The following is a 24,288-nucleotide window of genomic DNA, read 5'->3' on the forward strand; positions in this document are numbered from 1 at the left end:
ACCGTGCGCAAGCGGCTCGAGGTCTACAGCCAGCAGACGCGTCCGCTGGTCGACTACTACTCGAACTGGGCCAAGGCCGACCCGGCCGCGGCGCCCAAATACCGCGCGATCAGCGGCGTCGACACGATCGACCGGATCATGTCCTTGGTTCGGGCGGCGCTCAGCAACTGATTACGCAACAGCTCTGTCGGAACCTCACGCCCGAGTTGTATAGCCGAGCCACGTCGGCCAGCGTCACGTGGGTCTGGCGATACGGTCGACAGCGGCGCACCGCCTGACGCGTCCGCCGCAAGGCATCATCACTTTGCATCGTCTGCTGCGAGCGGCGTGGGGCACGGCTCGTCTTTGCTTGGATTGGCCTGCCGTCCTTGGCCGCGGAATTCCGAGCAGCGGTGGTTGTGATCCAAGCGCAAGGCCTGTTGGCTCCACGCCTGTGGAGTACAAAAACTTTTTGGCACAAGACTTCAAAGTGCAGGCTGAACGGGTGAAATATCTGGCGCCACACTGGACTGATCGCCCATTTGCGCGAACGCTATGTCCCGGTTGAATTTTGTGCAACAAGGGCAAGGCCCGCTGGTGGTGCTGAGCCATGCGCTGGGTTGCGACCTGACCATGTGGAACGACGTAGCCATCGCGCTGGAAGACCGCTACACCGTGCTGCGATACGACCACAGGGGCCATGGTCGCAGTCCGGCCAGCGCCGGTACGTACCCCATCGAGGACGCGGCAGACGACGCGGCCGAGTTGATCTGCACCCAAGGGGTGGGACCAGTGCATTTCGTCGGTCTTTCGATGGGCGGCATGACGGCCCAGTCGCTGGGCGCCCGACACCCGCGACTGGTACGCAGTTTGGTGATTGCCAACTCTGCCAGCAGCTACGACGATGCCGCACGCGCCATGTGGCAGGCCCGTATCACCATGGTGTTGACTCACGGTGTCCGGTCGATTGCCGCGGGTGTCGTTCAGCGCTGGTTTACGACGGAATTCCATCGACGCGACCAGGCTCTCGTGACTGCATTACGAGCCGTTCTGGAAGCCAATTCAGCTGAGTCCTACGCTGCCGCGTGCGGGGCCGTGGCCGATATCGACCTCGACGATGGCAACTGCAGCATCGTGTGTCCCACACTGGTGGTCGCCGGTAGCAGTGACGAGGCGACGCCGCCGGTGATGTCGGAGGGAATTGCCCGGCACATCCCAGGCGCGCAACTGCGCCTTCTTGACGCAGCACATTTGAGTGCAGCGGAGCAGCCCGATGCCTTCGCGAACCTGCTTACCGATTTCTGGGCAGGACTGGCTGCCTAAATGCAGGCAAGGAGAGGATGCTTACGGTTTGCGCTTGCGTGACTACGCAGCCAACGCCCCGGCCAAGGCCTGGGCCAGATCCTCTCGTAAATCGTCAGCGCTCTCCAGGCCGATCGAAAAGCGCAACAGATGCCCGGCATAGCCCTGCTTGCCGCTGCGAATGCTTCCCATGTCGTAGGGCATGACCAGACTCATGGGCCCGCCCCAGGACAGCCCGATCCCGAACAAATGAAGACGGTCGCAGAAGGCATCGACTTGTGCGGGGGTACGGGACTCATCGATGAGCACCGAGAAGAGACCGGCGGCAGCGCTGCAGTGCGTCGCCCAGTATTCGTGCCCGAGGCATGATTCAAACGCTGGGTGCAGGACCCGGTGAACTCCATCTTGCTTGGCCAACCATGAGGCGAGTGCTCGAGCCGTGGCGTCGTGCAGGTCGTAGCGGGCCTTGATCGATGCCAAGCCCCGCAGCACCAGTTCTGCATCGTTGGCACCAACGCCCATTCCCAGATCCAGATAGGCGATGCGGAGCTTGTCATGCAAGCTGCCGTCGTTCGTGATGATCGAGCCCATCAAGACATCGGCGCCGCCTGAAGGGTACTTTGTCAGGGCGTGGACACTGATGTCCACTCCCATCTCGAAGGGGGCGAAAGCGATGCCTGCACCCCAGGTGTTGTCGAGCGCGACCAACGCGCCCGCGTTCTTGGCCGTTGCCACCAAGGTGCGAAGGTCCGGAAATTCCATGGTGATCGATCCTGGCGCCTCGACCCAAACGAGCCTGCTGCGAACGCTCAGCTTGGCCTGCAGGTCAGCGACGTCCATGGGGTCGTAGCACTGATGGGTGATGCCCAGTTGCGAGAGCGTCATTCGCGCATGGCGCAGCGAGGGCCCATAGACGTTGGTGGGCAGAAGCACCTCGTCACCGCTGGACAGCAGGCCGAGGTTGACCGCGGCAATGGCTGCCTGCCCGCTCGGGCATAGCAGGCAGTGTCRACCGCCTTCGAGCGTACACAGACGCTGTTCCACGGTGTACGTTGTAGGCGTGCCATAGAGGCCGTAACTGTACCCGTCACGGTGGCCGAATGCCTTGGAACGTTCGCGCACCGTTGCCGCGTTCGGAAACAAGACTGTAGACCCCTTGAATACGCCCGGAGGAACCGCGTGGTAGCCGGCAGGCGGGATGTAGTCGTTGTGGATCAATTTGGTGCTGATGTCTTGAGGCATGGCGAGAAGTCTTCTGCATTCAGGTGCTTCAATGTATCGGAACACAAGGCAGCCACCCATGCCCCGCCCCGGCAAAAACGCACACAGGGTTGCGCCTATGCACGCTCCATTGCCCAGCTTTACATTGCGTATGTCCCGCCACGATCTGCATACTGCAAACGCCGCCAGAATTCCGCTGTGCAGCAAATGAGCCGCTCCTTGTCGGCATCGACGAAAAAGACATGACATCAAAGCTTATCCAGAACGCGCCAGCAGAAGCCTATGGTCCGCCAGAGCGCAGGTTTCCCCTGTGCAAGCGTGAGGGCTTCGTTCCCCAAGTGCAGCGCTGGTCATTCCAGCTGCCGCCTGACTGCATGCAGATGCGCGTGGCGTTCCTGGCGGTGCAGGGAGTGGATGACGCAGAGCTTGAGCGAAGTGCGTTCTTCCGATGGGCGCCGGATGCACTGTCGCATGCCGCCGGTCCGACGAGCTTCGATCACGCCCGCTTCACCGATATGCAGGGATTGCGCAACCAAGTCATCGCCGCTGGTTGACGAGGGCCAGTTTGAACGTTGGCGCTCCGACGACGTACTGCAATCGTGGTGGGCCTCGAAAGAGCGCCTGCACGACCAGACGGGCGCGTGGCGCGAGATTCTTCGTGTGCCGCGGTAGCGCCAGGAGAGCATCTACTGGCAGGACTACCCGGCAGGGTTGACATCAAGCGAGGCAGTTGCGATCTACCCTACTCCCTACTGTGGCTACTACGGAGCGATGCACGACCGAATTCCCCTGGCTGCGCACGATCCTCTGGATGCACCGGAAGGCGCCATGCTGGTCGCGCAGTGCGGGCGTGCCGGGTACGGCGAACGCTGGCGGATCACACCACCTCACAATCTCGCCGTGATCCGATCCGCCAATACGTGGGGGCGCATGGACGAAGAGCAACTKGCCGACTACAAGAAAAATCTTCAGCAGCCGCTGCAAGACGGCATGGCATATCTGCGCAAATCACCGTTGCCAACGGGCTGTGCCTCACTGCGGATGCAGCGCAAGTTCGACGCGTGGGGACAACCGTTGCCCGAGGACCATGCGCTGGGACATTTTCTATCGCTGCGGCACATGGAGGCGTGGGCGGAAAACCACGCGACGCACGCGGCCATCTTCAATGCCGCGATTTCTCGCTACCAGCGCTACGGCAAGGACAACCAGTTGCGCACCTGGCATGAAGTCTATGTACTCCCTGCCGGCGATCAGCTCTTCGAGTACATCCATTGCGGTCCGGAGACCGGTCTGCTGCGATGGTTCGATGGTTCGATGGCGAGCGTGTGGGCTGAGCAGTCCCTTCACGTTGGGCAACCCATTTGAAATTCGACGGGGCCATTTTCCTTGTACTGTCCGACACCCCGCGGGTAGACGCGCGGCCCCTGCGGCGCTACGAGACCGCATCGAACCACTTGGCGTCACCACCAAAGAGGTCGGTCAGCTTCCGCGCCCCGGCGAAAAGCGCCTGAAGCATCGGCCCCTGATCGATGTTCTCGAAGCGATAGCGCGGCCCGGAAATTGTCAACGCGCCGACCAACTGTCGATTCACGCTCAGCACAGGCACCGACAAGGCCGCGATCTCCGCGTCGTACTCGCCGAACGAGGCACAAAACATTTCGGCACGGACGCGGTCATATTTCTTTCCGGTCTTTTTCTCACCGAAAGCCAGAAGCACCTGCGGGGCGGCGCCCTTGTCGATTGGCAAGCGGTCCCCTTCGCGGATGGCATCCCGGATCATGCGGGCCGAGTCGACCCGATGGAGACACACCGCGTGCTCACCGTCCCGGATATAGAACGATGCGCACTCGTAAGTGGCCTCGACCACTTCGCGCAGTACCTCGGGGACGTGTTCCGAGGTACGGCACTGCCGCTGGTAGATCGCGCCGAGCCGCAGTGGCGCGGCACCCAACTGAAATGAGCCGTCGGCCAGGCGCTTGAGATAGCCCATGCGCTGCAGCGACTCGGCCAACCGCAGGATCGTGCTCTTGTAGAGCCCCGTGCGGCGCGCAAGATCGGCGAGCGTCAACGCATAGTCCAATTCGTTGAAGGCGTCGAGCAGGCTCAACGCTCGTTCCACCGCGCTCACCCCGGAATCATCAGCCATCGAATGCCACCCAGAAGAAGATCGACCGAGTTTAGCGCGACCCTCCCGGACACCACGCGCGCCTTGAACACTCTCAATGCGCGTCGACGTCCAGGCCCAGGAACCTTTCGAGCACCGTGGCATCGGCATCGAGATCGTCGGTGCGGCCTTCGTAGACAACAACGCCTTCCTCGAGAATGTAGTGCCGCCGGGCAAGCGCGCGGCAGACTGCAAAGCTCTGCTCCACAAGCACGATCGAGATGCCCGATGCGCCGACGCCGCGAATGAGTTCCGTGAGCTCGTCCACGATCACGGGCGCGAGGCCTTCCGTCGGTTCGTCGAGCAGCAGCAGCCCGGGGCCCTGCACGAGCGCCCGCGCGATGGCGAGCATCTGCTGCTCGCCGCCGGAGAGCGCACCCCCGAGATTGCGGCGACGCTCGCGCAGACGCGGAAACTCGTCGTAGACGCGCTCCAACGTCCATGCCGCGTGCTTTCTCTGTGCGATCTGCAGGTTCTCCTGCACCGACAGCAAGGTGAAGATGCCACGGTGTGCGGGCACCAGCGAGATGCCGCGGCGCGCGATGTCGTCGACCGCCATGCCGACGAGGTCGAAGCCTTCGAAGCGCACCGAGCCGGCATGCGCACGCAGCAGCCCGACGATCGTGCGCATCGTCGTCGTCTTGCCCATGCCGTTGCGCCCGAGCACGCTCACGATCTCGCCCGCATTCACCTGCATCGACACGCCATGCAGCACATGGCTCTTGCCGTAGGAAGCATGCACATCCTCCAGCACAAGGATGGCTTCGCTCATGACTGGCTCCCCAGATAGACCCGTCGCACCTGAGCGTCCTCGCGGATTGCCGCCGGGGCACCTTCAGCGATGACGTTGCCCTGGAACATGACGGTGATGCGATCGCTGATCCCCATGACCACGCGCATGTTGTGCTCGACCAGCAGCACCGAATAGCGGGCCTTGAGTCGCTGCAGCAGTTCGGAAATGCGGGGCACGTCGGCAAGGCCGAGTCCGGCCAACGGCTCGTCCAGCAACAGCAGGCGCGGTCGAGCGGCAAGGCACATTCCGATCTCCACCACGCGCTGCACGCCGTGCGCGAGTGCGGCGACCGGTGTCGCAGCATGGCGCGTCAGTTCCAGCTCGCGCAGCACATCCATGGCAACGTCGAGCCTTTGCGTCTCGCGCGTCCAGTTTCTCCAGAATCTGAAGGATCTCGACGGCTCGACGCCCATCGCCGCCATCTGCAGGTTTTGCAGCACGCTGCTCTCAACGAACAGGCTCGTCACCTGGAAACTCCGCGCCATGCCGAGCCGGGCTCGCCGATGCGCTCCGGAGCGCGTGATGTCCCGCCCCTCGAAGATCAAGCTGCCGCGGCTGGCCGGCAGGCGGCCGCTCACGATGTTGAAGAACGAGGTCTTGCCCGCGCCGTTCGGGCCGATCAGCGAGTGCAGGCCGGTCGTGCCCAGCTCAAGGTCGATCTTTCCGACCGCCGTGAAGCGGCCGTAGTCGAGTCCAAGCCCGCGTGCGCTGAGGAAGGGGTTGCCCGCGGTCATGCGTGATCTCCCACGCGCGCGCTTCGTCGAGCCCGCCAATGCACCCAGACACCGCCGAGCCCGCGGGGCGCGAGCAGCACCACGGCAATCAGCACAAAGCCGACGATCATCTGCCAGCGCGGCCACCACTGAGACAACTGCTCGGCCATCAAGGTCATGGCGAGCGCGCCGAAGGCTGCGCCAAGAAGCGACCGGCGTCCGCCGAGGATCGCCATGATGAGGATAGTCTCGGACGTCATCAGGTCAATGTTGGAAAGCGGGGCCGAGCGCAGCTGCAGAGCATAGAGCGCGCCCGCCAGCGCGGTGATGCCCCCGGAGAGGCAGAAAGCCAGCAGCTTGAGCTTCTGAACGTCGTAGCCGGCGGTCTGCGCGCGCACCTCGTTCTCGCGCACCGCATCGAGTGCGCGGCCGAATGGCGAGCGCACCACGAGGCGCAAAAATGAGATTGCAAGCACGAAAACCACAGAGATCAACGCATACTGGCCAGCGCCTTCGCCGACGATGTCCTCGAGGCCCGTGGCGGGGCGCGGAATGTCTAGCAATCCGTTCTCGCCACCGGTGAGCTGGGGGAACGACAGCGCGGCAAAGTATGCGAGCTGCGCCATTGCAAGCGTGATCATCACGAAATAGATGCCGCGCTGGCGAATGCTCAGTACGCCGATGGCCAGGGCCACGATCATGCCGGCCACGATGCACACGAGCAACGCGGCCATGCCCGCGTCCGGTGCCGCCTTCAGCACCATGCCGATGGCATAGGAGCCCACGCCGAAGAAGCTGCCCTGCGCGAAGCTCAACAGGCCAGCGTAGCCCAGCAACAGGTTGCAGGCGGCCGCCGCAATCGCGAACACCAGCACCACGCCGGCCGTGGCCGTCGAGCCCATCACCAGGGGCATGACGAGCGCAAAGGCAGCCAGCGCCAGGCAAAACAGGCCGGAAGATTGTTTGATCTTTTCAAGCACGGCCGAACAACCCTTTGGGCATGACGAGAAGGATGGCCGCCATGACAATAAAGATGGTCAGGCGTGCGCCCTCGGGCCAGATCGCGCTCATCATGCTTTGCGTGACGCCGATGATCAGTCCGCCCACCAAGGGCCCGCTGAAGCTGCCGATGCCGCCAAGGACAACGACGACGAAAGCGATCACGATCGCCTCCGCACCCATCGAGGGATCGGCGCCGCGCAGAGGTGCGGCGAGCCCTCCCGCCAGTCCGGCCAACCCTGTTCCCAATGCGAAGGTCAAGGCATAGACCCTGCTGACCCTGATGCCGAGCAGGTTGAGCATCTCGGACGATTCGTTGCCCGCGCGAACTCGAGCACCGAACAGCGTGCGCTCGAAGAGAAACCACAGCCCCAGCCCAACCACTGCACAGACCCCGAAGATGAAGATGCGGTAGACCGGGACCGGGTAAGCACCGAGCATGAACACGCCGGCGAGCATGTCGGGCATGGGCACCTGCTGCGACTCGGGCCCGAAGATCATCACCACGCCTTCGGTCAGGATGAATGTCAGGCCGACCGTGATGAGGATCTGCGACTCGTGCGGCATGCGATAGGTTCGCCGCAGGAGCGAGCGCTCCGCCACCACTCCGATGACGGCCACAGCGGCGAACGACGCCGCAAGGCCGAGCAGGAAGCTGTCGGTCTGGGCGGTGACGAACATCGCGGTGTACGCCCCGATCAGGAACAGTGCACCATGCGCAAAGTTCACGAAGCCGAGCAGCCCGAAAATGATGCTCAGGCCCACGGACAGCAGGAAGTAGACCATGCCGACTCCGAGCCCATTGAGCGCCTGGAACAGGTAGATGTTCATGGCCCGCTCACACCAGCTTGCAATCGGACTCGGCCTGGGGAACCAGCGCGCGCGATGCGGACAGGATGTCGGCGTAGTCGTCCGCGTCTTTCATCGCCGCTTTCTTCTTGCCCCGCACCAGCAGGTAGTTCTTGGACACCTGGTGATCGAAGGGGCGGATCTGCTCGTCGCCGGTGAGGCCCTGGTAGCTGTGGCCTTCCAGCGCCTTCACGATCGCGGCGGGCTCGTCGGTGCCGGCGCGCTTGGCGGCGTCGAACATCAGCGTGGCAACCTGGTAGTCGGCGGCCGAGTAGAAACGCGGATTCTCCTTGAATTCACCCTTGTAGACCCGCACGAAATCCCTGTTCGCGGGGGTGTCCAGCGTATGCCAGTACTGCAACCCGAAGTACATGCCGTCGGTCACGTCGGCGCCGAGAGCCTGGAAGGTGTCGAGTCCCGAAAACCACACGACCACCACGGCCATGCGCTGCTTGAGGCCGAAGGTCGCGGCCTGGCGCAGCAGGTCGAGCGTGTTGGCGCCGAAGTTCAATACCACCAGCACGTCGGCGCCAGACCCCATGGCGTTGCCGAGGTAGCCCGAGAACTCCTTTTCGGCCAGCGAGTGGTAGCTGTTGCCCACGTGTTCCAGCTTCGTTTCCTGCATCACCCCCTTCGCGTTGCGCAGCAGCGCCTCGCCGAACACGTATTGGCCGGTGATGGTGTAGACCTTCTTCCACTTTGGGTTCTGCTGTATCAGGGGCCGCATCACCGTGTTGACCGCGCCGTAGGTCGGCAGACCCCAGCGGAAAGTGGAGCGATTGCAGTCCTTGCCGGTGACTTCGTCGGCACCGACATAGGTGATGTAGACGCCCCTGTTCTTGTCGATCTCCTTCATGATGGCGAGGGCCTCGTTCGACAGCGCAGCGCTGCCGAAGTGTCGCGCCTTGTCCTGGTCGATGGCCTGCTGCACCTTGCGCACCGCGATGGCGGGGTTCCCTTCGCTGTCGATCTTGCGGTAATCGATGGGCCGGCCCAGGCCGTTGCCGAAGGCTGTGACAGCCGCGCGCACGCCAAGATCGCTGTACTTGCCGCTGGTTGCGAAGTTGCCTGAGAAGGCGTTGACGCTGTAGTAGCTGAAAGGCCTGGCCTGTGCGATGGCGAAGCGCGGCAGCATCAAAGAGCCGGTCGCTGCGCTGCCCGCGACGGTGAGAAAGGAACGACGGTCCATGTTTTGTCTCCGTTGGTTTTTGCAAGTGGGTGCGCGCGCCGTTGCGCAGCTCAGGCCGGCTGCGCGGCCGCGGCATGCTGGCCCGCGCGGCGGCCGAAGACCAGGCCACGCAGCACCGAGGTCGAGCCTGTGTAGACCTGGTGATAGATGCCCATGGTTTCGCCTGCGGCATACAGCCCCGCGATGACCCGGCCATCCTGGTCGAGCACCTGCGCGTCGCTGTTGACCTTGAGGCCACCGAAGGTGAAGCAGTTGGTCGAAATGATCGGGTAGGCTTGGAACGGACCTTTGTCGATCGGCCGCGACCAGTGGCTCTTGCGCACCGCCAGACCGGTGGTGCCGCGGTGGTCGACGTGCAGCGGATCGAAGTCGCCCTGGTCTTTCGGACAGGCCGCATTGAACCCGTGCACGGTGCGCTCGAGGCTGTCCGCGGGCACGCCGATCTGGGCGGCCAATGCCTCCAGCGTGGGCGCGCTGATGGACGGCTGATCAGAGCGGATGCTGGTTCGCCAGCGCGGGATGTCTTCGACCTTCGCGTCGAAGATCACGTAGCTGATGCCGTCGGGCTGATCGGCAATGCAGCGTGAGATGTTGTCGTAGTGGGCATCCACCGTGCCAGGGGCCTCGTCGGTGAAACGGTGTCCGTTCTTGTCGATCAGGATACCGTAGGGATAGATGAAGACCACCGCTTCGGCCAGCTTCGAGCGTGGGTCCACCGGCTCCGCATGGTACGAACCGTACTCGCCGGCGGGCGCCGCGCCGGCATCCAGCGCCATTTGAATGCCTTCGCCCTTGTTGTAGTAGCCGCCGAGGGCCACAGGGCGGATGTGCTTGCTGCGAAGTCCTACGTAGCGGGTCATCATCTCGGGGTTGCCCTGGAAGCCGCCGCTGGCGAGCAGCACCCTCTTGGCGCGCAGCACCTCGCGCACGCCGTCGGGACGGATCGCGACGACGCCATTCACTGCGCCCTCCTCCCCGCGCACCAGGTCGATCGCAGTGGTCCGATATCGAATCTCGCCACCCAGCGCGAGTGCCTTCGCGCGCAGGGTTTCTATCAGCGCCAATCCTCCGCCCATTGCCGCGATGCGCGTGGTGTTCTGGGTCAACAGATAGATTGGCTGGGGGCCGAACTTCATCCCCAGTTCCTTCAGCCACGCCAGCGTCGATGGCACCGACTGCGCGAAGGTCGAGATCACTTCCGGATCGGGCAGCGAATGCGCTTTTGCTAATGCCGGCTGAAGCGCCGCGTCGTCCGTCAATGCGTTGAGCACGTTGGGATCGATGTTCCAGCCAGCGTTGTGAGCGAAATGCTCTTCGAAGTCGTCCGAGACTTCCGAGTCGTTCTTCATGCGCATGTAGGCTTCGGTCCAGCGCGAGTTGCCGCCGAAGTGCTCTTCCTCCGCGCGCTCGAGGTTGACGACCTTGAGGCCCGCTTCCAGGGCAGTGACCGCGGCCGAGAGGCCCGCGACGCCGCAGCCGACGATCAGCAGGTCGGTTTCCGTCTTCGAATTCATGTTGTCTCCGGTGTGGCGCGCAGGCGCCGGGTTGAGGGTCAGCCGAGCACGAACGCGTTGGTGCGCGACGGTTGCGTGGTGATCCAGACGCTCTTGCTTTGCAGGTATTCCTTGATCGCGTCGACGCCGCCCTCGCGCCCGATGCCGCTGCGCTTGTAGCCTCCGAAGGGCGTGGTGAAACTGGTGGCGCGGTAATTGTTGACCCACACCGTGCCGGCCTTCAACCGGTCCGACATGTGGAACGCGCGATGCAGGCTCCGCGTCCATACGCCGGCTGCGAGACCGAACTGGGTGTCGTTGGCGACGCGCAGCGCATCAGCCTCGTCGTCGAAAGGAATCACCGAGAGCACGGGCCCGAAGACTTCTTCCTGGGAAATGCGCATATCATTGGTGACGCCGGTGAAGATGGTGGGCGCCACGAACTGGCCTTGCCCGTAGCCTTCGCCGGTGAGCGCATGGCCGCCGAGCACGCACTTGGCGCCGCCGTCCTTGGCGATCTCGATGTAGTCCAGGATTTTGTGGAACTGGGCTTTTGTAGCGATGGGGCCGACCTGGGTTTCCATCTTTGCCGGATCGCCCACGATGGCATTGCTTGCCACGTCGATGAGCATCGCAACGAAGCGGTCGTGAATGCCGCGCTGTACCAGAAGCCGCGAGCCGGCCATGCAGGTCTGCCCGGCCGCACCGAAGATGCCAGCCACCGCGCCCATCACGGCCTGGTCCAGGTCCGCGTCGTCAAACACGATGTTGGCGGACTTGCCTCCGAGTTCCAGCGTGACTTTCTTGAAGTCCCTGGCGGCAATCTCGTTGATCTTCTGGCCGGCGGCGTCGCCGCCAGTGAAGGCCACCTTGGCCACCAGGGGGTGGCTCACGAGCGGCTCCCCGACTTCAGCGCCAAAGCCGGTGATGACGTTGAAGACGCCCGGCGGGAAGCCCGCCAACTTCACCAAGGCAGCCAGCTCCAACAACGAGCTCGACGTGTACTCCGAAGGCTTGATCACCATGGTGTTGCCCGCTGCAAGCGCCGGGGCGATCTTCCATACCGTCAGGGCGAGCGGAGAGTTCCAGGGTGTGATCGCCGCGACCACACCCAGGGGTTCGTACTTGACGTAGTTGAAGACGCCGGTCTTGTTGATCGGCACCACTGCGCCCTGAACCTTGTCTGCCAGGCCCGCGTAGTAGTGAAACCACTGCGCAACGTTATGGACTTGCCCGCTGACCTCGGCGATGAGCTTGCCGTTGTCGCGCTGCTCGGTTTCTGCCAGAACATTGATGTTATGGCTCACCAGGTCAGCAAGCTTGCGCAGCAAGGCTCCGCGCTGCGTTGCTGTCAGATCGCGCCAAGCAGGTGCTTCAAACGCGTCATGCGCGGCGCGCACCGCGAGGTCGACATCTGCCACCCCGCCCCTCGGAACCTCGGCCCATGGTTTGCCAGAGTAGGGCTCGGTCGATTCGAACCAGGCACCGGAGGCCGGATCGATCCATTCATTGTTAATGAACAGCTGATATCGCTTCATGCGCATGTCTCTCGTGTGTCGATGCCTGAAAGTCTATGGTAATTCTAAAATAACATCAAGCATTCTGTTCAGCAGAACGCCAAACGGTGACAACCGTGGCTGCGCTTAACCTAGCTAGGCGTTGTCATTGATGGTCCTGTTCTCGAAGGAAGCGCTTGGTTCACGCTGGGCGCAACTCGGCAATGTGCGGCAGCTGGAAGCCGCGCTGCTGCGCTTTCTGCTCTCGGGCGAAGCCGGGCTGCCAGATCAGCCCGCCGCAAAGCGCCCGCAGGCCATTGCCGGCCGGGACGGAACGACACCAACGACCACGCTGCAGGGCACACCTCCACCGCGAGCGCGATGCCTGCATACGAAAGACCCTCGCAGAGACTGCAGGCGACAAGGACGAGGCCGCGCGCCGGCTGGGCATCAGCCGCGTGACGCTGTACCGGGAGCTTCGACGCTCGACCGATTTGTCCTAGCGACCGTCACTTCCCGGCTTCGCACCCCGCTCGGCGATCACCGCAGCCAACACACGCATCCCCTGATCGATCTCCTCGACCGACAGGCTGGCATATCCCAGGATCAGTCCAGCCGGCCGAGGTTGAGCGTGCGATGGCGGTCTGGCGAACAGCGGCGACACCATGTAGACACCGACACCCTTGCAGCGCACGGCAGCCACCAGCGCCGGCTCGTCGTGCGGCCCCAGGAACGGTAGCCAGAGCACCATATGCAGTCCGGCCGCCGTGCCGGCGACCGTGGCGCTGGCAGGTAGGTGGCGCGCAATGGCATCGAGCAAGGCCGCCCGCCGGCGTTCGTGTTCGCGACGCGTGCGCCGCACGTGGCGCTCGTAGGTGCCGCTGTCGATCAACGACGCCAACACTCGCTGCTCCAGCACGGGGGCATGGCGGTCGGCCAGCCGCTTTGCCTGCCGGAACACCGGTACCAGTTCAGCAGGAAGCACCAGATAGCCCAGTCGAAGCTGCGGCGACAACGCCTTGGAGAAGGTGCCGATGTAGATCACGCGGCCGTCGGAATCGATCGACTGCAGTGCGTCGATCGGGCGCTGACCGTAGCGAAACTCGCCGTCGTAGTCATCCTCGATCACCCAGGCGCGGTGCGTTCGCGCCCAACGAAGCAGTTCCAGGCGCCGGCCGATGGGCAGCACACCTCCCAGCGGAAACTGGTGCGATGGCGTCACGTAGGCCAAGCGTACGTGTTCGTCTTTTGGCAGCCTCGCCGTGTCCAAGCCTTGGGCGTCCACCGGTATCGCCAGGGCCTCCGCGCCCGTAACCTCGAAACACCGACGCGCCATCAGGTAGCCGGGCTCCTCGAAAGCGAAGGTGTCGCCAGGATTGAGCAGAAGCCGCGCGCACAGGTCGATGGCCTGCTGTGAGCCGTGCACCACGAGGATCTGTTCGGCATCGCAGGCCAGGCCCCGTGCGCGCCTCAGGTATCCCTGCAGCGAGCCTCGCAGCAACGCGTCGCCTTCGGGCGCGGCGTAGTAGAGCCTGCGTTGATGGCGCAGCAGTTCGGCCTGGTAGGCCCGCCGCCAGGCCAGCGCGGGAAAATCGCGAGAAGCGACAGCGCCGTACAGGAAGTCGATGCGGCAAGGTTCCGCAGGAGCAAGCCCGGGCATGTCGATTGCCGCCACGCGACGGCCAAAGGCCGAGAGCGTCGGCGCAGTCCCGGTTCGCCGCTTCAGCTTGGTGTCGGACCGTGCGCGTGCAGCCATCGGACTCGCGACGCGGGCAACGCGCCCGGGCGACGTGACAAGAAAGCCCTCGGCCGCGAGCTGCTCATAGGCGGCGGTGACGGTGGTGCGCGACACTCCCAGATCGGCGGCCAAGGCACGCGTGGACGGCACCTGCGCGCCCGCGGCAAGCGTCCCGTCCGCAATCTGGAAACGCAGCAGGTCGTAGACGTGGCGTCCGGGGCTGCTGGCACCGGAACTCAGGCTCGGCGGCTTACGAAACTGGTCCATGCAAAAGGATTAAAACTGGTCCTTCCCATTGTGCCGGTTCCGCACGACAGTACCAGTTGCCACAGCATTCCCCCTCCCCCGATGTACATCCCCACGCACTTCGCCGAAGCGAGACCCGAGGAATTGACCCGCATCATCCGCGAGCATCCGCTGGGTGCACTCGTCACGCATGGGGCCACGGGCCTGGACGCCGATCACCTCCCGTTCGAGTTCGATCCTGACGTGGGAGCGCACGGATTGCTCTCGGCGCATCTCGCTCGCGCCAATCCGCTGTGGCAGCGCTGCCCCACCGCAACTCCAGTGATGGTCATCTTCGGCGGCGCCCAAGCCTACATCTCGCCCAGCTGGTACCCATCCAAGCACGAGGCGCACCGCCAAGTGCCCACCTGGAACTACGAGGTGGTACACGCGCACGGCGTGCTCACCGTGCACGACGACGAGCGCTTTGCGCGCGGCATCATCGCGCGCCTGACGCGGCGCCACGAGGCGGCCGAACCAAAGCCCTGGAAGATGGGTGACTCCGCGCCCGAGTACATCGACAGCATGGTGCGCAACATCGTGGGCATCGAGATCGCCATCACCTCGCTCGTGGGCAAGGCCAAGCTCAGCCAAAACAGGGAAGCGCGCGACCGTCTCAACGCTGCGGAAACGCTGGAGACGCGCGGAAGCAAGGAACTGGCCGAATCGATGCGCAGGGCCGGCGGAACGAACTGACGAGGCCAGCACAAGCTCATGTACACGTCAACCTTCACTTTCGCAAAGCGCCAGCTCGACGACGAGTTCCATGCCTTGGACGAAGTCATTGCCCAGATTGCAAGATCCATCACCGGCTATCTCGGCGAAGAGAATTGGGAGAACCCCGCGACGGGGCTCATCTCAACCGTGTACTACTGGGAAACGATGGATGCGCTTCAGGAACTCATAGGGCACCCAGCGCACATCGCCGCAAAGCAGCGGCAAGCGCTCTGGCTCAACGGCTATCAGGTGGTCATCGCACAGATCGTCCGCTCCTATGGCGATGGCGGCATTCAGCACCCGCTCGCTGGCGAAACGCGATCAGTACCTTGTGTCCGCTGAATCTTGGCGGCTTTGTGAACAGCGACGGAGTCGATCGGATGCGGCGTCTGGATCGCGGAGTGGAGAATCATATGGCCTGGATGCTTCTGCTTATCGCCGGTCTTCTTGAAGTGGGCTGGGCCATCGGCCTAAAGTACACAGATGGATTCACCAAGTTGTGGCCAAGCATCTTCACGATTACGTCCATGGTCATCAGCGTCGTGTTGCTAGGGATCGCGATGAAATCCCTACCCGTTGGCACCTCGTACGCCGTCTGGGTCGGAGTCGGGGCAGTCGGCACAGCAATCCTAGGCATTGTCCTGTTCGGGGAATCCGCAGCACCCGGTCGGTTGGTCAGTCTGGGGCTCATCGTTGCCGGTATCGTCGGCCTCAAACTGACAAGCTCGGCGTAGTCTGCTCGGCTGCAAGTGCGAGCTGCCGAGTACACCGCGTGCCTGCATCATCAACGCCGTGCACCGCACGCACCACAGTCTTTTTGGAGGTACTGAGAATGGAAATGTACACTTCTGCAATCAAACCGGAATCGTGGCTCGTCACGGCAGGCCGTGCCTCTGAGCCGGGCGCTCCGTTGAACGTGCCGCTTATCCCAGCATCGAACTTCATCATCGGCAGGGGGCGCGAGTACTCGCGTGATGACGGTACGCCAACCTGGGAAGCACTCGAAGAAGTCGTCGGAGGGCTTGAGTCAGGCAAGGCCGTAGCGTTCGCCTCCGGCATGGCCGCCATTGCCTCGGTGTTCGATCAACTTGCGGCTGGTGCCAATATCGTGCTGCCAGATGATTGCTATCAAGGTGTTGCAGGCCTTGCCGAAGCCGGCGTTGAAAGAGGGCGATGGTCCATGCAGCGGGTGGCGGTGGACGATACAGCAGGTTGGATTCGTGCTTGCGCCGCCGCTGACCTGATCTGGCTTGAATCGCCCTCGAACCCCCTGCTGACCGTGGCGGATTTGGAAGCTATTTGCACTGCACCACGCAAGCCAGGAGCCATAGTGGCAGTGGACAACACCTTCGCCACGCCCTTGAATCAGAAGCCGCTCGACTTCGGTGCCACGGTGTCTCTGCAATCGGCAACCAAGTTCATTGGCGGCCATTCCGACCTGCTGGCGGGTCTCGCCACGACAAGGGACGATGCACTGTGGCGCACCCTCAGGAAGTCCCGCGAACTGACTGGCGCGACACCGGGAGCGCTCGAAGCCTTTCTTGCCGTCCGCGGCGCGAGAACCCTCGCGCTTCGACTTCAACGGGCCCAGCAAACTGCCATGCTGCTTTCGGAACGGCTCGAGGCGCACCCGTTGATCGCTCGTGTCCGGTATCCAGGCTTGCCCTCGCATTCGACGCATGCCATTGCCAAACGTGTGCTCAAGGGCTTCGGAACGATCATCTCGTTCGACATGTGTGGAGGGGCTGGTTTTGCTGATAGTGTCTGCAAAAATGTCAGGCTGATCCGCCATGCGACAAGTCTCGGTGCCGTGGAATCAACGATGGAAAGAAGAGCTGCGATCCCCGGACAGGGCCACCTTCCACCTTCGCTTCTGCGACTCAGTGCCGGCATCGAGGATGCGGACGATCTCTGGAGCGACCTCGACTCGGCAATACGTTCCGCTGCACCATAACAGCCAATTTCGCACGTACTTCGACCACGTACAGAGCGACCAACCAAGAAATACCATGGCGATCGAAACACTTGACCGCCCGCTGCGGTATTTCCTATGCATCGCGGAACTGGGCTCACTCTCCAAGGCTGCCGACAAGCTCGACCAGACACAGTCCGGATTGAGCAAGCAATTGGGCGCACTCGAATCGAACCTGGGCCAGCCACTGTTTGTCCGGACGGGTCGCGGCGTCGAGTTGACCGAAGCCGGCACGAAACTCCACAGCGCCTTGGCGCCGGCCTTCAGAGAGATCGATCGCGCTGTCGACAGCGTGCGCCGGCAAGGGGTTACGCACGGCACGGTCCGCCTGGCGACGGTCCATACGCTCAGCTACTACTTTGTCGCTGAAGTCTTCTCGCTCTTCGTCAGCACGCACCCAGATGTGAATCTTTCGCTGCTGAGCCGCAGTTCGCCCGAGGTCGTCGCTCTGGTCGAAAACGGCAAGGCAGATCTGGGTTTCGTCTACGACTCCGCGGTGGATTGCGGAACCTTGGCATCGAAGCCGCTGTTCGAGGACGAAATGGCGTTGGTCGTCCTCGACAACAGTCCCCTGGAATCGCCCCAGGACCTGTCGACTCTCAGCCTGCGCTTGGTCGGCTTTCCCGCGCACTACGCTCTGAGGCGGATGATCCATAGCGCTGGGCTGCAGGCCACCCATGTTGCCGAAGCAGAAACCATAGACGCCATGCTCAAGCTCGTTTCTTCCGGGGTCGGCCATTGCATCTTGCCGTCGCGCATTCCCGACAGGCTGCTTGCCGACTACGGGCTTCGCAAAGTTTCCATCGAGCGCCCCGCTTTGCGCCGCCGAGTGGTTGCCATCTCGAGCACGGGCAAGGCAATGGCACCGTTGACCTCCGATCTGCTCGTTTGCGTCTTGCAGGTCGCCGAACAACTGCAACGCTCGACCTGATCCTTTCAGTTCCGAGAACCGGTGTGAGCCGATTCAGAATCAGTCTCTCCAGCGCCGCAACGTTCGCCTTTGGGATGCCGCCGCTCTCGCTACTGCAACGAGTCAAGTGCCTGCCGAAGGTCAGCGAGGATGTCATCCACATCTTCCAGCCCGACAGACAACCGGATAAGGTCCATCGTCACGCCGGCGCTGAGATGCGCGGCAGGCTCGACCTTYTGGCGCGCCAGGATCAGGGTGCCGGGATGGGTGATCAGGGTTTCCGTGTCGCCCAAGCTGATGGCCCGCGATATGAGCTTCAACCGGTCGATCATCGCAATTGCACCATCGACCCCGGCGTGCAGCTCAAAGGACAACATCCCACCACCGGCACTCATCTGCGAGAGGCCGAGTCGATGATCGGGGCTGCCCTCGAGGTAGGCATAGCGCACGAGCTTCACCGCCGGGTGGGATTCCAGCATGCGGGCGACCTTCAGCGCGCTCTCACTGTGCTGCCGCATCCGCAGCGTCAACGTCTTCAGCCCTCGCATGACCAGGAAGCACAGCATGGGCGAGAGCGTCGCGCCGGTCATGTACTTGAGGCCCTCCGACCTGATCCGCTTGATCGTGGGCAGATCTCCGAGCACGACCCCCGCGAGYAGATCGCCGTGCCCGTTGATGTACTTCGTCATGGAGTGCACCACAAGGTCGGCCCCGTGCTCGATCGGCCGCTGCAGCGCGGGCGAGCCGAACGTCGAATCGACAAGCACCCGAACGCCCGGACGGCTGTGCGCCACTTTTGCAAGCTCACGAATGTTCAACAGCTGAGCCGTCGGGTTCACGGGCGTTTCGAAGTACACGAGCCGCGCGCGATCAGACAATGCTTCTTTCAACTTCTCGGGCCTGGTGAGGTCGACCTTCGTGACCTTCACCCCGAAGCGCGGTAGGCCCTCGTCGACCAATGAAGTCGCCGTCGAGTACATCGTGTGATGCACGATCAACTCGTCTCCGGCGGAGAGGAGCGTTAGCAAGGTGGAGCAGATAGCACCCATGCCCGAGCCGGTGGCCAGTGCTGCTTCGGCACCTTCGAGCTCTGCGAGCCTCGCCTCCAGGAGATGCTGCGTCGGGTTGTGCTGCCGGCCGTAGACGTACCGGTCGCTTTCTCCAGAGAACACTGCTGCCGCCTCCGCCATGTTGTCGAAGGCGAAGGTGGAGGTCATGTAGATCGGCGGAGAAACGGCTCCATAGGGATCAGATCTGTCGTGGCCATGATGCAGCGCGCGAGTCTGAAATCCCAGGCCTTGCGAAATCTCTTTCATGCTTGACTCTTTCATTGTTGAACCTGTCGATATAAACAAGCCAGCGTCCCGGCGGCAGCGGCAGCGCCTAGTGGACGATCTGGTTCAGGAATTGGCGGGCACGATCTGTCTGCGGGTTGCCGAAGAAAAGCTCTGGAACGTTCTCTTCGACGATCTCCCCTCGGTCCATGAAGATCACCCGGTCCGCCACCTTGCGGGCGAAGCCCATCTCGTGCGTCACGCAGAGCATGGTCATCTTCGTCTCCTGGGCCAGGCTCACCATCACGTCGAGCACTTCCTTGACCATTTCGGGGTCGAGCGCCGAAGTGGGCTCGTCGAACAGCATGACCTTGGGCGACATGCACAGCGACCTCGCGATCGCAACGCGCTGCTGCTGTCCCCCGGACAATTGGCCTGGGTATTTGTGCGCCTGGTCGGGGATGCGAACCCGCTCCAGGTACTCCATTGCGATCGCCTGCGCTTCGGCGAGCGGTTTCTTCAGAACCCAGGTCGGTCCCAGCGTGAGGTTCTCCAGAACGGTGAGGTGAGGAAACAGGTTGAAGTGCTGAAACACCATGCCGACTTCCTTCCTGATGGCCTCGATGCGCTTCAGGTCGTGGATCAGTTCAACGCCGTCCACCGTGATGAGCCCCGACTGATGCTCCTCGAGCCGGTTGATGCAGCGGATCATCGTGGACTTGCCCGACCCGGACGGTCCGCAAATCACGATGCGCTCTCCTTTGTGCACGTTCAGGTCGATATCCTGCAGGACATGAAAGTCCCCATACCATTTGTTGACCTTCTGCAGACTGACGATGACTTCGCTCATTTGATGCTCCCATTGCGCTCTAGCGCTTCAGATTCCGTTCGAGCGATCGGCTGTACCTCGATATGGAATAGCAGAAGACGAAATAGATCAGGCCGATGAAAAGGTAGGCCTCCACGCCGAAACCTGTCCATGCGGGATCCGCAAGAGCCGCCTTCGCTGCTTGCGTCAGGTCGAAGATTCCGATGATGACGACAAGCGATGTGTCCTTGAACAGTGCGATGAAGGTGCTCACCAGCGGCGGAATCACTACCTTGAGGGCCTGGGGTAGGACGATCTTTCGCGTCTGCTGCCAGTAACTCAGTCCGATGGACTCGGCGCCCTCGTATTGGCCCTTGGGAATGGCCTGGAGTCCGCCGCGGACAATTTCCGCAATGTAGGCCGCCGCAAAGAAGATGATCGCCAGCTGTGCCCTCAACAGCTTGTCGATGCTGAATCCCTCCGGCAAGAACAGGGGCAGCATCACCGACGACATGAACAGAAGGCTGATCAAAGGCACGCCGCGTATCAGCTCGATGTATGCGACGCACATTGCCTTGATAGCCGGCATCCGGGAGCGGCGTCCCAGGGCGAGCAGGATGCCGATGGGAAAGGCAAACGCGACTCCGAATGTTGACAGTATCAGTGTCAGAGGCAAGCCGCCCCAGCGCGTGTTCTCGACGAACTCTAGGCCGAGGAAGCCGCCCCACATCAACGTCGCCACCGCCAGGATCGTGAACACCCACAGCCCGACAATCTGGAGTCCGGCCAACCGGCGTGTGGCCGTCCAGACGATCGACGCGACGAGCAGCGCCGTCGCGAGCAATGGCCGCCATTGCTCGGCGTGCGGGTAAGTACCGAAGAGAATCAACCGATACTTCTCCCGAATGAAAGCCCAGCACGCCCCGCCCGCCTCCCTGCAGGCCTGTGCGTCAGGGGCCCGGAAGCTCGCCTTGACCAACAGCCACTGCACCAAGGGGGGTGCCAGCATCAGGACGAGCCAGATCGTCAGGATGGTCAAGACCGCACTCGCCGGGGACTGGAAAAGGCTTTGGCGCAGCCTGGTCACGAGCTTGGCCCGGACTCTGGACGGCGCGAACTGGACGGGCCGGTCCGTGTGGGTGGTGGTGCTCATGCTTATCTTTCCACCAGCGCGATGCGCTTGTTGTACCAGTTCATCAACAGCGAGACGGTCAGACTCACGGTCATGAAGGCCGCCATGATGATCAGGACGCCCTCGATCGCCTGGCCGGTCTGGTTGAGGACGGTGTTGACGACGGAAACCAGGTCGGGGTAGCCGATCGCGACGGCGAGCGAGCTGTTCTTGACCAAATTCAGGTACTGGCTCGTCGTGGGGGGAACGATCACGCGGAGCGCCTGGGGCAGGATGACGAGCCGAAGCACGCGCGACCGTGGCAGTCCGAGCGTCTGTGCCGCCTCCCATTGACCATTGCTCACCGATTGGACGCCGGCACGGACGATCTCTGCAATGAACCCGGCTGTGTAGGTGACGAGACCGACCAGCAAGGCGAACAGTTCGGGCGAGAGCGCCCAGCCCCCTTCGAAGTTGAATCCGCTCCGATGGGGTATGCTGAGCTCGAATTCGCGCCCTCCGACCAGCCAGCCGACCATTGGCATGAGCAGCAAGTGCATCAGGGCGAAAGGCCAGAGTCTCGTAGGGGCGCCGGTCCGGCGCCGGCTGGCTCGCTGCCAGCGGGCTACCGCCACGATGGCGACTGCGGCGAGCACCAATCCCCAGAGCATTCCCGCGATGGCCGGTCCATCCACCGATGGCATCAGCATGCCGCGGTTCGACAGGTAGATGCCCGGAAGCGGATGAAAAGCCGCCTTTGGACCCGGCAGCAGTTCACCGATGACGGCATACCAGATCAGGAGCTGCAGCAGAAGCGGCACATTGCGGATCAGTTCGACATAGGCACCTGCCAGCCGCACGATGAGCCAGTTGCTCGACAGCCGGGCGATCCCGACAACGACGCCGAGCATCGTGGCCAACACCAATGCGACGGCGGAGACCCGCAGGGTGTTGGCGAGCCCCACGAGAATGGCGCGGGCGTAGGTGTCCGAAGGCGAATACTCGATCAGGGACTCGCCGATGGCGAATCCCGCTTCCCTTTCCAGGAATGCAAAACCGGTCGCGATGTTGCGCGTCGCGAGGTTGTGCAAGGTGTTGGAGACAAGGTAGTACGCCACGAGGGCAGCCAGGCCCACGACGACGAACTGATAGGCAAGCGCCCTGAACTCCGGATTGTTCCAGCTGAACTTGAGCGAAGCGCGTCGAGGTGAGCTCATGGGAATGTAGGGTGCGGGTTTGGCGCGATCGCGGCGGTGCGCGCACCACATGCGCGACGCATCTGCCGCATGGGCTTTGAGCTATCGAATGGGCCACCCATACATCAAGCCGCCCTTCGTGTACAAGGCATTCAGGCCGCGATCGAGCTTCATCGGACTCCCAGCGCCCAGGCTGCGGTCGAACATCTCACCGTAGTTGCCGACCTGCTTGATGATGTTGTATGCCCACTTGTCGTCAAGCCCGAGTCCCTTGCCCATGCCAGGAGAGGTACCGAGGATCCGCTGGATGTTGGGCGGGATGCTGCCCTTCGCGATCTCATCGACGTTCTTGGACGTCAGGTTGTATTCCTCCGCCTCCAGAAGCGCATTGAGGGACCAGCGCACAACGTTGAACCAGGCTTCGTCGCCTTGGCGGACCATCGGTCCGAGAGGCTCCTTGGACAGCGGCTCCGGCAGGATCACATACTTGTCTGTGTTTCCAAAGGCGATACGCGCCAGCGCCAGCTGCGACTTGTCCATCGTGATGCCATCGCAGCGGCCCGCCGCGAACGTGCGCTTGATTTCGTCGACGGTGTCCAGCAGCACCGGCTTGAAGCTTTGCTTGAGACCGCGGAACCAGTCGGTGAGATTCAGTTCGGTCGTGGTTCCGGGCAGGACGCAGATGGTTGCGCCGGCGAGATTCTTCGCGCTGCTGACGTTGGCATCCTTGGTCACCATGATGCCCTGGCTGTCATAGAAGTTCACGCCAACGCCGATGAGGCCCAGGGTGGTGTCGCGCGACATCGTCTGGGTGGTGTTGCGCGTCAGCACGTCGACTTCGCCGGACTGCAGCGCGGTGAAGCGTGCTTGTGTGGTGAGCGGGATCACCTTGAACTTGGCCGCATTTCCGAACATCGCGGCTGCAATGGCGCGGCAGGTGTCCACGTCGATGCCCTGCCACTCTCCCTTGCTGTCGGTGAATGCGAATCCAGGGAGATTCGTCGAGACACCGCACTGCACGAAGCCGCGCTTCTTCACCGTGTCGAAAGTTTGGCCGGCATGGCTCATACCTGAGAGACAAAGGCCCATCAGGGCGGCGGCCGCGAGGCGGACAAGTTTCATGGCGATCTTCCTTGTGGACTGGGAGTTTTCAGCGAAGACGCTGAACGTGGAGAAGCGGGCGGGCGAACGGGTCTGGGACGAACATGCCAGATGCATGTCCATCGAATTCAACGCCGGAAGGCGGGGGTTCGGGCGAGTGCTCTAGGGGCGCGGCCGGTTGGCGAGCAGCGGCGCCAAGCCAGCTTCGGTCTGCCGGCACCAATAGTCGAAGGTGCTGTTCACGATCGACGGCTTCAGCAGATAGTCGTGCGCCTCGCGCGCCAAGGCGTCGTCCACCGGCGTCAACGGGCCGAAGGCGGCTTGGGCCCGGATCTGCATCCGCGCGGCACGCTCGAGATATACCGACAGGTAGGTGGCTTCCTGGGTCGTCTTTCCCGCCGTCAGGTAGCCGTGGTGTGCCAAGACAATGGCTCGTTTCGATCCGAGCGCCCGCGAGATGATGACCCCTTCGTCATCCGCAATGGGCACCCCCGGCCACTCCCCGAGGAACGCGCAATCGTCATGCAGGGGGGTCATGTCCATCTGGGCGATGACCAGTGGCTGCTTGGCTGCAGCGAGCGCGGAGGCCCAGGGCGAATGCGTATGGACGATCGACTGAACGTCGGGCCGCGCCTCGTACACCCACAGGTGGAACCGCGTCGCGGGGTTCGGCATGCCGCTGCCCGTCAGCGTGTTCAGGTCGCCATCGACTTCGATGAAGTCGTCCGGCGTGGCTTCGTCGAAGCCGAGGCCGAACCGGAGCGTCCAGTACGCGCCTCCGCGGTCGGACCGCGCGCTGATCTGGCCGGCGAGACCCGCCTCCTGCCCGGTCATGGCGAGAATCCGGCAAGCACAGGCCAAGGTCTCCTTCATGGTCCGGCGAGGTGACACCAGTTGCTTGGCCATGTCCCTGGTTGCACGATCGTCGAAGTAGTCCTTGGACCGCAAGTCTTCAGCCATGTGGTTTGTCTCCGTGAC

At 62.9% G+C, this 24,288-nt stretch carries 26 protein-coding genes and 1 pseudogene; 11 read left to right on the plus strand and 16 right to left on the minus strand.

Going from position 1 to position 24,288, the window contains the following annotated elements; genetic code table 11:
* Window positions 1–171 (plus strand): annotated as a pseudogene (locus tag AC1D2O_RS29055) (adenylate kinase); the annotation flags it as partial.
* A 363-nt stretch (window positions 172–534) separates the two neighbouring features.
* Window positions 535–1,302, plus strand: coding sequence for an alpha/beta fold hydrolase (locus AC1D2O_RS29060; RefSeq protein WP_477650575.1), 768 nt, complete (start codon window positions 535–537; stop codon window positions 1,300–1,302).
* Window positions 1,303–1,344: 42 nt separating this feature from the next.
* Here AC1D2O_RS29060 and AC1D2O_RS29065 read toward each other — a convergent pair whose 3' ends face one another.
* Complete coding sequence (locus AC1D2O_RS29065) at window positions 1,345–2,523, minus strand: PLP-dependent transferase (protein WP_478158312.1); 1,179 nt, start codon at window positions 2,521–2,523, stop codon at window positions 1,345–1,347.
* Between the two features lie 221 nt (window positions 2,524–2,744).
* On the opposite strand from AC1D2O_RS29065, the gene AC1D2O_RS29070 reads away from it, so the two are divergent.
* Together AC1D2O_RS29070 and AC1D2O_RS29075 are read left to right on the plus strand one after the other, a co-directional pair.
* Window positions 2,745–3,056 (plus strand): hypothetical protein, encoded by a 312-nt coding sequence (locus AC1D2O_RS29070; RefSeq protein ID WP_478158313.1) that lies wholly within the window; start codon window positions 2,745–2,747, stop codon window positions 3,054–3,056.
* Window positions 3,057–3,186: 130 nt separating this feature from the next.
* On the plus strand, window positions 3,187–3,867 hold the full coding sequence (locus AC1D2O_RS29075; RefSeq protein ID WP_477649888.1) for a phenylacetaldoxime dehydratase family protein: 681 nt from the start codon (window positions 3,187–3,189) through the stop codon (window positions 3,865–3,867).
* Window positions 3,868–3,934: 67 nt separating this feature from the next.
* Here the strand turns inward: AC1D2O_RS29075 and AC1D2O_RS29080 are convergent, their stop codons facing one another.
* The 8 genes from AC1D2O_RS29080 to AC1D2O_RS29115 all read right to left on the minus strand — a co-directional run bounded on the left by AC1D2O_RS29080 (window position 3,935) and on the right by AC1D2O_RS29115 (window position 12,240).
* Complete coding sequence (locus AC1D2O_RS29080) at window positions 3,935–4,648, minus strand: IclR family transcriptional regulator (protein ID WP_477649885.1); 714 nt, start codon at window positions 4,646–4,648, stop codon at window positions 3,935–3,937.
* Window positions 4,649–4,721: 73 nt separating this feature from the next.
* Window positions 4,722–5,438, minus strand: a complete 717-nt coding sequence (locus AC1D2O_RS29085; RefSeq protein ID WP_477649884.1) for an ABC transporter ATP-binding protein — start codon at window positions 5,436–5,438, stop codon at window positions 4,722–4,724.
* A complete protein-coding gene (locus tag AC1D2O_RS29090; protein WP_478158314.1) occupies window positions 5,435–6,193 on the minus strand; it encodes an ABC transporter ATP-binding protein in 759 nt (252 codons plus the stop codon). Before AC1D2O_RS29090 ends, AC1D2O_RS29085 begins: the two co-directional genes overlap by 4 nt.
* Window positions 6,190–7,152: a branched-chain amino acid ABC transporter permease gene (locus AC1D2O_RS29095; RefSeq protein WP_477649882.1), complete on the minus strand. Its 963-nt coding sequence runs from the start codon at window positions 7,150–7,152 to the stop codon at window positions 6,190–6,192. Before AC1D2O_RS29095 ends, AC1D2O_RS29090 begins: the two co-directional genes overlap by 4 nt.
* On the minus strand, window positions 7,145–8,002 hold the full coding sequence (locus AC1D2O_RS29100; protein WP_477649881.1) for a branched-chain amino acid ABC transporter permease: 858 nt from the start codon (window positions 8,000–8,002) through the stop codon (window positions 7,145–7,147). The genes AC1D2O_RS29095 and AC1D2O_RS29100 overlap by 8 nt, the downstream gene beginning before the upstream one ends.
* A gap of 7 nt (window positions 8,003–8,009) precedes the next feature.
* The gene (locus AC1D2O_RS29105; RefSeq protein WP_477649880.1) at window positions 8,010–9,209 is read right to left on the minus strand and encodes an ABC transporter substrate-binding protein; all 1,200 of its coding nucleotides are present in this window, start codon (window positions 9,207–9,209) and stop codon (window positions 8,010–8,012) included.
* A gap of 50 nt (window positions 9,210–9,259) precedes the next feature.
* A complete protein-coding gene (locus tag AC1D2O_RS29110) occupies window positions 9,260–10,723 on the minus strand; it encodes an FAD-dependent oxidoreductase (protein WP_477649879.1) in 1,464 nt (487 codons plus the stop codon).
* A 38-nt stretch (window positions 10,724–10,761) separates the two neighbouring features.
* The gene (locus tag AC1D2O_RS29115; protein WP_478158315.1) at window positions 10,762–12,240 is read right to left on the minus strand and encodes an aldehyde dehydrogenase; all 1,479 of its coding nucleotides are present in this window, start codon (window positions 12,238–12,240) and stop codon (window positions 10,762–10,764) included.
* Window positions 12,241–12,422: 182 nt separating this feature from the next.
* On the opposite strand from AC1D2O_RS29115, the gene AC1D2O_RS29120 reads away from it, so the two are divergent.
* Window positions 12,423–12,701, plus strand: a complete 279-nt coding sequence (locus AC1D2O_RS29120; RefSeq protein ID WP_477649887.1) for a helix-turn-helix domain-containing protein — start codon at window positions 12,423–12,425, stop codon at window positions 12,699–12,701.
* Here the strand turns inward: AC1D2O_RS29120 and pdxR are convergent.
* Window positions 12,698–14,203 carry a MocR-like pyridoxine biosynthesis transcription factor PdxR gene (pdxR, locus tag AC1D2O_RS29125; RefSeq protein ID WP_478158316.1) on the minus strand — a complete coding sequence of 502 codons (1,506 nt, stop codon included), beginning with the start codon at window positions 14,201–14,203 and terminating at the stop codon, window positions 12,698–12,700. The two genes, AC1D2O_RS29120 and pdxR, sit on opposite strands and share 4 nt — an antisense overlap.
* A gap of 81 nt (window positions 14,204–14,284) precedes the next feature.
* On the opposite strand from pdxR, the gene AC1D2O_RS29130 reads away from it, so the two are divergent.
* From AC1D2O_RS29130 to AC1D2O_RS29150, 5 genes are all read left to right on the plus strand, one after another.
* Window positions 14,285–14,917 (plus strand): FMN-binding negative transcriptional regulator, encoded by a 633-nt coding sequence (locus tag AC1D2O_RS29130; protein ID WP_477649876.1) that lies wholly within the window; start codon window positions 14,285–14,287, stop codon window positions 14,915–14,917.
* 18 nt (window positions 14,918–14,935) lie between these two features.
* Window positions 14,936–15,280, plus strand: a complete 345-nt coding sequence (locus AC1D2O_RS29135; RefSeq protein ID WP_477649875.1) for an antibiotic biosynthesis monooxygenase family protein — start codon at window positions 14,936–14,938, stop codon at window positions 15,278–15,280.
* A gap of 71 nt (window positions 15,281–15,351) precedes the next feature.
* The gene (gene sugE, locus AC1D2O_RS29140) at window positions 15,352–15,672 is read left to right on the plus strand and encodes a quaternary ammonium compound efflux SMR transporter SugE (protein ID WP_477649874.1); all 321 of its coding nucleotides are present in this window, start codon (window positions 15,352–15,354) and stop codon (window positions 15,670–15,672) included.
* A gap of 98 nt (window positions 15,673–15,770) precedes the next feature.
* Entirely contained in the window at window positions 15,771–16,892 is a 1,122-nt protein-coding gene (locus tag AC1D2O_RS29145; protein ID WP_477649873.1) for a trans-sulfuration enzyme family protein, read from the plus strand.
* A gap of 61 nt (window positions 16,893–16,953) precedes the next feature.
* Window positions 16,954–17,841, plus strand: coding sequence for a LysR family transcriptional regulator (locus AC1D2O_RS29150; RefSeq protein WP_478158348.1), 888 nt, complete (start codon window positions 16,954–16,956; stop codon window positions 17,839–17,841).
* 89 nt (window positions 17,842–17,930) lie between these two features.
* Here the strand turns inward: AC1D2O_RS29150 and AC1D2O_RS29155 are convergent, their stop codons facing one another.
* The 5 genes from AC1D2O_RS29155 to AC1D2O_RS29175 all read right to left on the minus strand — a co-directional run bounded on the left by AC1D2O_RS29155 (window position 17,931) and on the right by AC1D2O_RS29175 (window position 23,331).
* Complete coding sequence (locus AC1D2O_RS29155) at window positions 17,931–19,136, minus strand: trans-sulfuration enzyme family protein (protein WP_478158317.1); 1,206 nt, start codon at window positions 19,134–19,136, stop codon at window positions 17,931–17,933.
* Window positions 19,137–19,203: 67 nt separating this feature from the next.
* Complete coding sequence (locus tag AC1D2O_RS29160; RefSeq protein WP_478158318.1) at window positions 19,204–19,944, minus strand: amino acid ABC transporter ATP-binding protein; 741 nt, start codon at window positions 19,942–19,944, stop codon at window positions 19,204–19,206.
* Window positions 19,945–19,963: 19 nt separating this feature from the next.
* Window positions 19,964–21,055 (minus strand): amino acid ABC transporter permease, encoded by a 1,092-nt coding sequence (locus tag AC1D2O_RS29165; RefSeq protein WP_477650363.1) that lies wholly within the window; start codon window positions 21,053–21,055, stop codon window positions 19,964–19,966.
* 2 nt (window positions 21,056–21,057) lie between these two features.
* Window positions 21,058–22,281 carry an amino acid ABC transporter permease gene (locus AC1D2O_RS29170; RefSeq protein ID WP_478158319.1) on the minus strand — a complete coding sequence of 408 codons (1,224 nt, stop codon included), beginning with the start codon at window positions 22,279–22,281 and terminating at the stop codon, window positions 21,058–21,060.
* 30 nt (window positions 22,282–22,311) lie between these two features.
* Complete coding sequence (locus tag AC1D2O_RS29175; protein ID WP_477650365.1) at window positions 22,312–23,331, minus strand: amino acid ABC transporter substrate-binding protein; 1,020 nt, start codon at window positions 23,329–23,331, stop codon at window positions 22,312–22,314.
* Here AC1D2O_RS29175 and AC1D2O_RS29180 point away from each other — a divergent pair.
* The gene (locus AC1D2O_RS29180) at window positions 23,330–23,476 is read left to right on the plus strand and encodes a hypothetical protein (protein ID WP_478158320.1); all 147 of its coding nucleotides are present in this window, start codon (window positions 23,330–23,332) and stop codon (window positions 23,474–23,476) included. The genes AC1D2O_RS29175 and AC1D2O_RS29180 overlap by 2 nt on opposite strands.
* Here the strand turns inward: AC1D2O_RS29180 and AC1D2O_RS29185 are convergent.
* Window positions 23,473–24,270 carry an aldolase gene (locus AC1D2O_RS29185; protein ID WP_478158321.1) on the minus strand — a complete coding sequence of 266 codons (798 nt, stop codon included), beginning with the start codon at window positions 24,268–24,270 and terminating at the stop codon, window positions 23,473–23,475. The two genes, AC1D2O_RS29180 and AC1D2O_RS29185, sit on opposite strands and share 4 nt — an antisense overlap.
* Window positions 24,271–24,288: the final 18 nt, after the last annotated feature.

Source organism: Variovorax sp. P1_G12 (assembly GCF_056405555.1).